The organism is Shewanella electrica (assembly GCF_022321485.1).
Classification (GTDB): Bacteria; Pseudomonadota; Gammaproteobacteria; order Enterobacterales; family Shewanellaceae; genus Shewanella; species Shewanella electrica.
In genome coordinates this window covers 1-280 of sequence record NZ_JAKOGG010000179.1, presented here as the reverse complement: position 1 = coordinate 280, position 280 = coordinate 1, and the positions used below count along the sequence as shown (strand labels likewise).

Annotated in this window: 1 protein-coding gene; it reads right to left on the bottom strand. The window is 48.2% G+C overall.

Annotated features, from left to right (window positions below):
* A partial coding sequence (locus L9G74_RS20300; protein WP_438944595.1) for a lactate/malate family dehydrogenase occupies positions 1 to 280 on the bottom strand: 280 nt, incomplete at both ends.

Here is a 280-nt window from a genome sequence, read left to right as displayed (position 1 = left end):
AAATGCCGTTAAAGCCGCTTGCCATGATTTGTTCCACAATATTTTTAAAGATGGCTGCATTCTTCTCCACCAAATCGAGGCGCGTTTCACCCGGTTTTTGGGCAGCGCCCGCCGTGATTACCACAATGTCCGCATCTCCACAGTCTGCATATGTGCCGCTCCAAATTTTCATGGGAGACGGCGCGAACGGGATGCCATGATTCAAATCCATCGCTTCCCCTTCGGCCTTGCTTGTATTCACATCAATTAAAACGAGCTCTTCTACAAAAGACTGGTTCAA